Origin of the sequence: Propionivibrio sp. (assembly GCF_017995515.1) — a bacterium.
Lineage (GTDB): Bacteria > Pseudomonadota > Gammaproteobacteria > Burkholderiales > Rhodocyclaceae > Propionivibrio.
The window spans coordinates 26,008-37,078 of sequence record NZ_JAGOIT010000027.1 but is presented as its reverse complement, the minus strand read 5'-3'; the positions used below and the strand labels follow the sequence as shown (position 1 = coordinate 37,078).

General features: G+C 61.6%; 11 protein-coding genes. 2 read left to right on the top strand and 9 right to left on the bottom strand.

Going from position 1 to position 11,071, the window contains the following annotated elements; all coding sequences use genetic code 11:
- Positions 1-535: 535 nt before the first annotated feature.
- Positions 536-997, bottom strand: a complete 462-nt coding sequence (locus tag KBA32_RS06465; RefSeq protein ID WP_294356660.1) for an Lrp/AsnC family transcriptional regulator — start codon at positions 995-997, stop codon at positions 536-538.
- A gap of 175 nt (positions 998-1,172) precedes the next feature.
- On the opposite strand from KBA32_RS06465, the gene leuA reads away from it, so the two are divergent.
- Both leuA and KBA32_RS06455 read left to right on the top strand, forming a co-directional pair.
- The gene (leuA, locus tag KBA32_RS06460) at positions 1,173-2,852 is read left to right on the top strand and encodes a 2-isopropylmalate synthase (RefSeq protein ID WP_294356659.1); all 1,680 of its coding nucleotides are present in this window, start codon (positions 1,173-1,175) and stop codon (positions 2,850-2,852) included.
- Positions 2,853-2,927: 75 nt separating this feature from the next.
- Positions 2,928-3,545: a riboflavin synthase gene (locus KBA32_RS06455; protein WP_294356656.1), complete on the top strand. Its 618-nt coding sequence runs from the start codon at positions 2,928-2,930 to the stop codon at positions 3,543-3,545.
- Positions 3,546-3,554: 9 nt separating this feature from the next.
- On the opposite strand, the gene KBA32_RS06450 is transcribed toward KBA32_RS06455, so the two are convergent.
- The 8 genes from KBA32_RS06450 to KBA32_RS06415 form a co-directional block, all read right to left on the bottom strand.
- Positions 3,555-5,168 (bottom strand): glycerol-3-phosphate dehydrogenase/oxidase, encoded by a 1,614-nt coding sequence (locus KBA32_RS06450; RefSeq protein ID WP_294356654.1) that lies wholly within the window; start codon positions 5,166-5,168, stop codon positions 3,555-3,557.
- 206 nt (positions 5,169-5,374) lie between these two features.
- On the bottom strand, positions 5,375-5,740 hold the full coding sequence (gene frdD, locus KBA32_RS06445; RefSeq protein WP_294356652.1) for a fumarate reductase subunit FrdD: 366 nt from the start codon (positions 5,738-5,740) through the stop codon (positions 5,375-5,377).
- Positions 5,737-6,135: a fumarate reductase subunit C gene (locus KBA32_RS06440; protein ID WP_294356650.1), complete on the bottom strand. Its 399-nt coding sequence runs from the start codon at positions 6,133-6,135 to the stop codon at positions 5,737-5,739. The genes frdD and KBA32_RS06440 overlap by 4 nt, the downstream gene beginning before the upstream one ends.
- A complete protein-coding gene (locus tag KBA32_RS06435; protein ID WP_294356647.1) occupies positions 6,132-6,887 on the bottom strand; it encodes a succinate dehydrogenase/fumarate reductase iron-sulfur subunit in 756 nt (251 codons plus the stop codon). Before KBA32_RS06435 ends, KBA32_RS06440 begins: the two co-directional genes overlap by 4 nt.
- The gene (frdA, locus tag KBA32_RS06430) at positions 6,880-8,682 is read right to left on the bottom strand and encodes a fumarate reductase (quinol) flavoprotein subunit (RefSeq protein WP_294356645.1); all 1,803 of its coding nucleotides are present in this window, start codon (positions 8,680-8,682) and stop codon (positions 6,880-6,882) included. Before frdA ends, KBA32_RS06435 begins: the two co-directional genes overlap by 8 nt.
- Before the next feature lie 210 nt (positions 8,683-8,892).
- Positions 8,893-9,678: a TatD family hydrolase gene (locus KBA32_RS06425; RefSeq protein WP_294356643.1), complete on the bottom strand. Its 786-nt coding sequence runs from the start codon at positions 9,676-9,678 to the stop codon at positions 8,893-8,895.
- A gap of 10 nt (positions 9,679-9,688) precedes the next feature.
- Positions 9,689-10,483 (bottom strand): enoyl-CoA hydratase-related protein, encoded by a 795-nt coding sequence (locus KBA32_RS06420; RefSeq protein ID WP_294356641.1) that lies wholly within the window; start codon positions 10,481-10,483, stop codon positions 9,689-9,691.
- 76 nt (positions 10,484-10,559) lie between these two features.
- Positions 10,560-11,071, bottom strand: a 512-nt coding sequence (locus tag KBA32_RS06415; protein WP_367113754.1) for an ACT domain-containing protein, incomplete at its 5' end; no start/stop codon positions are given.

The following is an 11,071-nucleotide window of genomic DNA, read 5'->3' as shown; positions in this document are numbered from 1 at the left end:
CGCCGGTCCACGCCCAATCGACGGCCTACGCCGCGGTCTATCCGCTGACCATGTTCCTGCGCATCCTCTTCGCGCAGATACTTGTGCTGGTCACGCTTTAGGCGCGAACCTGGAACACCTTTTCGACTGGATCGTGCGATATCGGACGCGAGAGGGCTCTTCTCCTGAGAAGCGGACGCTCAGGAACGTTTGAATTCAAGGGAGCACCGCCAGTAGGCGATGCGTCACTATCGACAGTCATGGCAGATTCATGACGGATGGAGCGCCACAACAATACAAGTCCATAGACCAGGAGTGGCAACGCGTACAGCGGCCAAAAGATGAACAACCAGATAGACCCATGCAGTGGAGCTACGGTTTAGCAGTGTGCGCAAGTGATTGCCACGGCCTGCACGCCGGCACCGGCGGGGCACGACCACTGGGCCCTGCGGCTTCTTGCCGACCGGGTGGTGCAATTGGGTTATGCCGACTCGTTCAGCCACGAGACCGTCCGCCGGCTCATGGACACCTCCAGTAAAGTGAGGGCCTAACTTGCTTAGACCGGTATCGACGTCGTATCGACGACGCGGCGCAGGACGAAACTCGAATGCACCCCGGTCACGCCGCGGATGCCGGTGATACGGTTGAGCAGCAATTCCTGGAAGGCATCCATGTCGCGCACGATGACCTTGATCTGGTAATCGGCGTCCTGCCCGGTAATCAGCAGGCATTCGAGCACTTCGGAGAACTGGCTGATTTCCTTCTCGAAGTACTCGAAGCGATCGGGCGTGTGCTTGTCCATCGAGATGTAGATCAGCGCCATTAGCGTGTAACCAAGCGCCTTGGCATCGAGCAGCGCGCGATAGCCCTTGATCACGCCCGCTTCCTCCAACGCACGCACCCGGCGCAGGCACGGCGACGGTGACAGACCGATGCGGTCGGCCAGATCCTGGTTGCTGATGCGCCCGTCTTGCTGAAGGAGCCGCAGAATCTGCCGGTCGAAGTTGTCGATTCCCATGATATTGCCCCAGTTTCGTACAAGGTAGTCGATTATTTCATAACGTACACATATGGCGCAAGAATGTGCCGAATATGGTCCAGATCAACCGATAAAACGCAAGCACCTGCCGCGCCGTCTTCGGTATGATCATTTCATCGAAATCGACTTGGTTGCCCTGAAAGAGGAATCCGGAATGATGTTGAAACAGCCCTCGACGAAATACACTGCCTTCCCGCCGGTCAAGCTCGTCGACCGACAGTGGCCTAGCAAAATCATCACGCAAGCCCCGGCGTGGATGAGCACCGACTTACGCGACGGCAACCAGGCCTTGTTCGAACCGATGAACGGCGAGCGCAAGATGCGCATGTTCAAGACGCTGGTCAAGGCCGGTTTCAAGGAAATCGAGGTGGCATTCCCCTCGGCGTCGCAGACCGACTTCGACTTCGTGCGCAAGTTGATCGAGGAAAAGCACATTCCCGACGACGTCACCATCGAGGTCCTCGCCCCAGCGCGCGAAGCGCTGATCCGGCGCACCTTCGAGGCCCTGAAGGGCGCCCGCCGCGCCATCGTGCATATCTACAACGCGACGTCGAAACCCTTCCGCGACATCGTTTTCGGCATGAGCAAGCCGGAGGTCGTCAATATGGCCGTCTCTGCGGTCAAGCTCGTCAAAGAGTTGTGCGCCGAAAACCCCGGCACCGAATGGGTGCTCGAATACAGCCCGGAAACCTTCACGGCGACCGAACTCGACTTCGCGCTCGAAGTCTGCAACGCGGTCACCGAAGCGTGGGGCGCCACGCCGGACAACAAGATCATCCTCAACTTGCCGACCACGGTCGAAATGGCGACGCCGAACGTCTATGCCGACCAGATCGAGTGGATGCACCGCCACCTCGCACGGCGCGACAGCATCCTGATCAGCCTCCACCCGCACAACGACCGCGGCACCGCGGTGGCCGCCGCCGAACTCGGCTTGATGGCCGGCGCCGACCGCGTCGAAGGCTGCCTGTTCGGCAACGGCGAGCGCACCGGCAACGTTGACCTCGTCACGCTCGCCTTGAATCTCTACACACAAGGCGTCTCGCCGAACCTCGATTTCTCGGATATCAACGCCGTTGCGCGCGATTTTGAACATTGCACGCAGCTCCCCATTCACCCACGCCACCCCTATGTGGGCGATCTGGTTTTCACGGCATTCTCTGGCTCCCACCAGGACGCCATCAAGAAAGGTTTCTCGGCACAAAACGCCGAGGCGCCGTGGAACCTTCCCTATTTGCCGATCGACCCGGCCGACCTCGGCCGCAGTTACGACTCGGTGATCCGCATCAACAGCCAGTCGGGCAAGGGCGGCATCGCCTACCTGCTCGAGACCGAATACGGTGTGGTCATGCCGCGCCGCTTGCAGGTCGAGTTTTCGGCCGTCGTCCAGCGCCATACTGACCAGCACGGCGGCGAAGTCGAAGCGGAGAGCATCTGGAAGCTCTTCTCGGGCACTTACCTCGACAACGTCGAGCCCTTGCGCTACGTCGAACACCACTTGTTCGAAGACGGCAAGGCGCAGGGCATCCGCCTGACGGTCGAACGCAACGGCCAGACCGAGGTATTGACCGGCGAAGGCAACGGCCCGATCGACGCGGCGACGCACGCACTTCGCAAGATCGGCATTTCCCTGCAGGTGCGCAGCTACGAAGAGCGTTCGATGAGCAGCAGCGGCGACGGCGGCAACGCCCGCGCGTGCGCCTTCATGGAAGTCACGCAGGCCGGCAGCGAACGCGAGTGCTACGGTGTCGGCATGGACGCCAACATCGTCACCGCATCGATCAAGGCACTGCTCAGCGGCGCCAATCGGCTGACGGCCAACGGCAAGAAGTAGACCGCAGGGCAGGCAGGGGCCGGTTTTACCGGCGTGCTAGACTGGCTCCTCCTCAAACTTCACCCGTTCTCTGCCATGTTCTCTGGAATCATCGCCTCCGTTGGCCGCATCACCGCACTGACCCCGCGCAACGACGGCACGCCGACCGTGCGCCTGACCGTCGAAGCCGGCGCGCTCGGCCTCGACGACGTCGAACTCGGCGACTCGATCGCCTGCAACGGCGTCTGCCTGACCGTCGTCGAACGTACCGGCAATACCTTCTGCGTCGATGTCTCGCCGGAGACGCTGTCATGCACGATCGGACTCGACGCGCTCGGGCCGATCAATCTCGAAAAAGCGCTGCGCCTCGCCGACCGCCTCGGCGGGCACCTCGTTTCCGGGCACGTGGACGGCGTCGGAACGGTCGTCCGTTTCGACCCTGTCGGCGACAATCGCCTGCTCGAGATCAGCGCACCGGAGGAACTCGCAAAGTACATCGCGCGCAAGGGGTCGATCACGGTCAGTGGCGTCAGCCTGACGACCAACGCCGTCGACGGTTGTCGCTTCGCGATCAACCTCATTCCGCACACGCTCGCGTCGACGACGCTGGGCGGCATCCGGGCCGGCGACCGCGTCAATCTGGAGATCGACCTGATCGCCCGCTACGTCGAGCGCATGCTGAACCCGGAAGCCGAACCCGCGCAGAACGCCTGAGCATTCTCGCTACGGGTTTTCGGCGAAGTACTCGTCGAATTTCGCCCGCGCCTGGTCGCCGAAGAGTATCTCGCAAGCCTCCATCAAGCCGGGCGCCTTGCGGATATCCTCGCGCCGCACGACGAGCGCGATCTTCGACCGGCGACGCAGAAGGTCATCGAGCTTGGTAATCATCTCCTGGCGCTTGGCCAGCCTGATCTCGCAGCGGATGTAGTCGGTTCCCTTGATCAGCACCTCGGCCTGGCGCGGATCTTCGCGTATGTCCGCGAGGAGTTCGAAGGCCTGCTGATCGTAGCGTCGCCACAGGCGGCTGCTCAAAGTCTCGATCGATTCCGGCGAGGTATAGCCGTCGAGGTTCATCAGCCGCGCCTGGTGCATGTACTCCTCGCGCACCGACGGATGCGGCTCGCCATACCACTTGTATAACGGATACTGCAAGTGGACACCAAGACGGGAGACGATGTTCGATACTTCGTTGCCGACGTTGACGCAATCGGTCAGCTTGCCGCCGAAGATGCTCAGATGCGCGGTCTCGGGATTCACATCGATCTCATGGCGGCGCGACATTTGCAGCCAGTCGCGCGTTTCTCCGCTGTTCTTTTCGCTCTTCACGACCAAGGGCCGGACACCGCAGCGCTCGGCAATGATGTCCTCACGCCGCAACGGGCGTAGCAGACTCAGTCGCTTGTTGATGTTATCGAGGACGAACTGTCGGTCTTCGTCGGTCACGCCGACGTGCGGTGACTCGGCACGCGTATCCGTCGTCCCGACACAAGTCCTGACCCCCATCGGTATGGCGAAGAACAGACGGCCGTCGTCCGCAAAGAAGGTCAGAATCCGTCGGTGCGGCGTAATCTGCGGAACGATCAGATGGACGCCCTTCGAGAACACATGCCGGTGCTCGGTGATTTCTCCCGTCGTCCGGTTGTGATCATCGACGAACGGCCCCGCCGCGTTGATCAGCACACGGGAACGGATTTTCAGCGCTCGCCCGGAAATCACGTCGCGGGCATCCGTAACCCATTCGTCGCCCACGCGCGTCGCGCCCGCCGACTCGACGTAATTGCCGGCGATGCAGCCACGATCCATCGCCGAGCGAATGAACTGGAAGACGAAGCGCGCATCGTTGTCGTGCAAGTACGCGTCCGAATACTCGAACGCCCCGGAATAGTTGCGCGTGCTGATTCGCGGTTCTTCGCGTTCGACGACCTTCTTCGGCAACCAGCGCGGAGCCGCGGTGAAAGAACCGCCGAACAACCAGTACAACCACGTACCCAGCCAGATGAAGCGCGGCGGAAAGCGGAAACCCTTTTCGATCGACGAGTAGAAGCGAATCTCCTCGACGCGCGACGGATAGTTTTCGATCAGGTGATTCCGGCTCAGGCACAGTTCGCGCACCAGTCGGAAGTCGCGGCTTTCCAGATACTTGATGCCGCCCCAGACGAGATTGCTCGATTGCTGGCTGGTGAAGCCGGCGAAGTCGCGCTGCTCGATCAGCGCCACCTTGGCGCCTTTGCCAGAAAGCGCCGCGGCAGCGACAGCACCGTTGATTCCGCCGCCGACGATCAGCGCATCAAACGTGCCTTGCTCGAGTTTCTCGATGTTGCTCTCGCGAAGCTTCACGCATCCCTCGTCTCAGAGATCAGTTGGCATGCGCGAAGAGTACCTGAAAACAGCCATTTCCCGCGGCGTCTGGCGAGATCCGGAGCGAGCATTAGAAAACGGCCCGGAGACGATAACCAAGGGCATAAACCCGCCCTGGCAACATCTTCCGAACCGTCTGTTGATTCGAGCCGGCGAGAGACGCCGGCTCCTGGCGATCTACAGCCTTAGAACCCCAAGCCGAGGAGAACGACCGCCGAAATCACCGTCGCCGCAAACGCCACGCCGTAGGTCAGCAACTTGGCGAAGAAGCCGCCGTGAATGCCGATCTCGTGCAGCGAGTGGAAGATCCGGTGCGCTGCATGCCAGAGGAAGAGCGAGATGACGACGAAGATGAAGCCCTTGCCGATGAAGTTCTGGGCAAACACCGTCATTTTCGGGAAGCTCATCGTATCTGCCGGCAACAGGATGCCGAGCGGAACCGCGATCCCCGTGATGAACACCAGCATCGGGCCAACGAGTGCGGCGACCATGCCGCCAGCGCCGAACAACCCCCAGAAAATCGGCGCGTTGGAACGCTTACGTGTCTTCATGCTGCAATCCCCCAAACCAGACCAAGCAGAACCACGGCAGCTACGACCGCGGCTGTCCAACCAGTGCCGACCACGACACCCGGCTCAACCCTCTTGCCATTGACGACGATCGGCGGCATGGTCAGCGGGAACAGCTTGAACCACGTGAATGCGTGATAGGCAACGGCGACCAGCATCGCGAGATGACAGACGATCGCGAGCGGATTCTGCATCGCGGCCAGCCAGCCGTTCCAGGCTGCTTCGCCTTGCCCCAGGCGGATCAAGCCGACCAGCAAGGTGATCGCATAAGCGGCAACGAACAGCGCGGTGCCTTCGTGAACCATGTACTCGACGTAGAACGGGTTCTTTTTCCACCAGCCGTCCATGGGACGGACATAAGGACGACGCTTGCTCACTTGGAACCCCCTTTCGGCGACAGGAAGCGCAGGAAGTAGTCCTTCGCTGCGTTGATTTTGCTGATATTGACCGCATTGCCCGGATCGACGTGCTTCGGACAGACTTCGGAGCAATAACCGACGGCGCTGCAGTTATAGACGCCTTCTTCCGAGGCAACGAGCTCCATCCGCTGGGCCTGGCCACCATCACGCGAGTCCATGTTGTAGCGGTGCAGCAACGCCATCGCGCCCGGCCCGATGAAGTCGGGATTCAAACCGACTTGCGGACAAGCCGCGTAGCAAAGCGTGCAGTTGATACAGGAAGTAAATTGAATGTACTCGGCAAACTGTGCCGGCGACTGGATGTATTCGCCCTGCGCCAGCGTACGCGGCTCCTTCGGGATGATGTACGGCTGGATGCTTTCGAGCTTCTCGATGAAGCCGGACAGGTCGACGACCAGGTCCTTCTCGATCGGGAAGTTGGCGAGCGCTTCGATCGTGATGCGATTCGGGTAGTAATCGCGCAGGAAGGTTTCGCAGGAAAGCTTCGGGATGCCGTTGATCATCATGCCGCAGCTGCCGCAGATGGCCATCCGGCAGGACCAGCGGAAGGTCAGCGAGCCGTCGAAGTTGTCCTTGATGTACTGCGCGCCTTGCAGCACCGACATGTCGTCGGTGAAGGGCACCTTGTACACTTCGCTGTGCGGAGCTTGATCGGACTCCGGCAGATAGCGCAGGATTTCGATCTCAATTACTTTTTGCGTCTCAGACATGGGATTCTTTCCTTTCCTGGTCTGCTTTTTCGCCGGCAGCGCCATAGACGCGAGCGGCGGGCTGGGACTTGGTGATCTTCACGTCACCGTAGGCGATACGCGGGGCGCTGCCCGGGGCGTAGTAGGCTTCCGAATGCTTGAGGAAGTTGACGTCGTCGCGCTGAACGTAAGCTTCATTCGGACCGTCGAGACGCTGGTGGGCGCCGCGCGATTCCTTGCGGTTGACCGCCGAGTGCGCCATCGACTGGGCGACGTCGAGCTGGTAGTCGAGCTCGACCGCCATCAGCCAGTCGGTATTCCAGACGCTCGACTTGTCGTCGATGCTGATGTTCTTGAAGCGCTCGCGCAGTTCGCCCAGCTTGTTGCAGGTCGCCTGCATCGTTTCCTCGACGCGGTAGATGCCGCAGCCGTCTTCCATCGTCTTGACCATTTCCTTGCGGATATCGGCGATGCGTTCGGTGCCGCCGGTCTTGGTCTTCAATGCCATGACGCGTGCTTCCGCCGCCTGCGCCTGCTTGAGCAGGCTCGCCGAATTGCCCGGCGGCAGAGACTTGGCCTTCTTCACCGCCTGGTCGCCGGCGACCTTGCCGAAGACCAGCAGTTCGGTCAGCGAGTTCGAACCCAGACGGTTGGCGCCGTGGATACCGACGCTGGCGCATTCGCCGATGGCGAAAAGGCCCGGCAGCGACGTTTCGCAGTTGCCGTCGACCTTGACGCCGCCCATCGTGTAATGCACGCCCGGACGCACCGGAATCGGATCCTTGGCGGGGTCGAGGCCCATGAAGGTTTCCGCCATTTCATAGATGAGCGGCAGACGTTCGCGCAGGTAGGCTTCGCCGAGGTGGCGCAGGTCGAGGTGAACAACGGAACCCATGACCGGATGTTCGATCGTGCGGCCCTTCTGCTGCTCGTACCAGAACGCCTGGCTCAGGCGGTCGCGCGGGCCGAGTTCCATGTACTTATTCTTCGGCTTGTCCTGCAGCGGTCCGAGGCCATAGTCCTGCAGATAGCGATAGCCGTCCTTGTTAACCAGGTAACCACCTTCGCCGCGGCACGCCTCGGTGAAGAGCAGGCCGGTGATCGGCATGCAGGTCGGGTGGTATTGCACGAATTCCATGTCGCGCAGCGCGACGCCGTGACGGAAGGCGAGCGCCATGCCGTCGCCGGTAACGATGCCGCCCAGCGTGCTTTCGCGGAAGACGCGGCCGGCGCCGCCGGTCGCCAGGATGACCGACTTGCCTTCGATCATCACGAATTCGCCGGTGCCCATCTCGATCGCAACGACGCCTTGGCAGCGGCCATCTTCTTCGAGCAGATCGACGCAGAAGTATTCGTCAAAGCGCTTGATCGAGGGATATTTGATCGAGGTCTGGAAGAGCGTGTGCAGGATGTGGAAGCCCGACTTGTCGGCCGCAAACCAGGTGCGCTGGATCTTCATGCCGCCGAACGGGCGGACATTGACCTTGCCTTCCGGCGTACGGCTCCACGGGCAGCCCCAGTGTTCGAGTTGAGTCAGTTCGATCGGTGCCTGCTTGACGAAGTACTCGACGACGTCCTGTTCGCACAGCCAGTCACCGCCACCGACGGTGTCGTGGAAGTGGTAGTCGAAGCTGTCGTCGTCACGTTTGACGCCAGCCGCGCCGCCTTCCGCCGCCACGGTGTGGCTACGCATCGGGTAGACCTTCGAAACGAGCGCGATCTTCAACGACGGATCGGACTCTGCCACAGCGATCGCTGCACGCAAGCCAGCTCCGCCCCCCCCTACGATTACTACATCTGCCTTGAAAATTTCCACGCTCAATCCTTTCTCGCTTAACGCGAATCAGCTACGGCCAGCGCAAGTAAACCCCGCCGAAGATTCCCCCGGCGGTGCTTTGATGCTAAACAGCCGCGGATTATCGCGTCTTTTTGAGCCTCCGGCAACTTTTGGCCAGTTTTGCTGTCGCACCGAGCCGCTATTTGCAAGGGTTTTGGCCCAATCGGGTCATCAAATGCTTGACGGGCGTTACGCGATGCGCTGCAACCTCAAGACAGCGCACGCATTGCGCGAAGTCGCCGCTGCGATTTCTTCGCCGGACACGCCACGCAATCCGGACAGCACACCGGCTATTCGCGCCAGCTCGGCCGGCGTATTGCGACCACCGGCGAGCCAGCCGGGCGGAATGTCGGGCGCATCCGTTTCGAGAACGATAGATTCGAGAGGAAGGATCGTCGCCAGCTCGCGGATACGCGATGCTCGCGAGTAGGTCATGGCGCCGCCGAAGCCGAGTTTGAAGCCCAGCCGGATGAATTCATCAGCCTGTTGGCGGCTGCCGTTGAATGCGTGCGCAATACCGCCGCGTACTCTGATGCGGCGCAAGCACTTCAGCACACCATCGACCGACCGCCGGACGTGAAGCAGGACGGGCAGGTCGAGATCACGGGCGATCTTGAGCTGGTCGATGAAGATTGACTCCTGGCGGCGGGCGTCGTACCCGGGCAGGAAAAAGTCGAGGCCGATTTCACCGACGGCGACGGGCGGATTCGTCGCCTTCAACTCGGCCGCAATCCAGTCTCTCAGGGCATTCACGGCGGACGTGTCAAGTCCGTCAAGGTAAAGCGGATGAATGCCGTAGGCCGGATAGAGGCCGGGCAAGCGCCTGCAGCAGTCGTGCACCGCCTGCCAGTTTCCGGGACCGACCGACGGCACGACAATGGCGCCCACCCCGGCGGCGCGCGCAGCGTGGAGCAGCGCGTCGCGATCGGCGGCGAATTCCGCCGCATCGAGATGGCAGTGCGTATCGATCAGCATGCCGGATCGGTCAGCCGTCGCCGTAAGCCGGTTTGCGCTTGGCAAAGAAAGCAGCCAATCCTTCGGCGAAATCGGCTTCGCTCGCACACTCGATGAAATGCTGCTGCTCGCACAACAGCTGCTCTTCGAGGCTCTTGTCGAAGGACTGGTTCAGCAGCGCTTTGGTTCTCGCCAAGGCTTCGGCCGGACCCGTCGCGAGCCGGGCCGCCAAGGCCATGGATTCCTGTTCGAGCCCCCCCTTGGGCACGACGCGATTGATCAGACCGAGCTCAAGCGCACGCCGTGCGTCGAAACGGTCACCGAGCAGGGCAACCTCCATCGCTCGCTTCATGCCGATGTGGCGTGGCAATGACCACGTGGCGCCGCCATCGGGAGAAAGAGCGATGTTGCTGTAGGCAAGCGTGAAGTAAGCGTCATCGGCCGCCAGCGCGAGATCGGCGGCCAGCATCAGGGACAAACCGAATCCGGCGACGGCGCCGTGGACCGCAGCAATCAGCGGTTTGTCCATGCGCTTGAAATTGACGATCGCAGCATGTACGCCGGCAATCAACTCGGCGAAACCCGATTGCCTCTGCGCGACCGGCAGCGCCAACTGCTCGCGAAACCAGCGCAGGTCACCCCCGGCCATGAAGCTCTTGCCGGCACCGCGCACGACGACCGCACGCGCTACGGGATCATCGGCCGCAAGCGCACTCGCCGCGAGCAGGCCGGCGACCATGTCCGGATTGACCGCGTTCAGCGACTCCGGACGGTTGAGCGTCAGAATGGCGACGCCACCATCAAGCTCGTAGTTCACCGCACTCATGCACTTCTCCCCTTGACTAGGTACGAAGCAAAACGTCCGGCCCGAATCCGGCCTGGCGACACCCGCGCCGGCGACGCTACTCCTGTTCGCGCGCGATGCGGATGACGTCGGGAATTCGGCGCAAGCCGCGCATCAGGTTTGCCAGATGCGGCCGCCCGGAAACCTGAACGAGAAAGTGCATTTCCGTAAAGAAGCCCGACTTGGCGCCGTCCATATTGACGTGCGCGATATTGGCACCCGATTGCGAAATACTGGTGGCGATGCGACCGAGCACACCGCGCACATTCTTCGCCGTCACCCGGATGCGCGTTTCGAAAAGCTGCCCGGGACCGGGCTCCCACTCGACGTGAATCCAGTCCTGCGGTTCCGTGCTGCGCAAATTGCGGACCGTTCGGCACGAATGGGTGTGGATGCGCAGCCCTTGCCCCTTGCGCAGCAGACCAACGATGGGATCACCGGGGATCGGCCCGCAGCACGACGCCAGCTGGATCGCCATGCCTTCGGTGCCGCGAATGATCAACGGCTTCGAGACCGTCGATTCGGTTTGCTGGACTTCTTCATGCGCCGCCAGACGCTGGGCAAAAACGG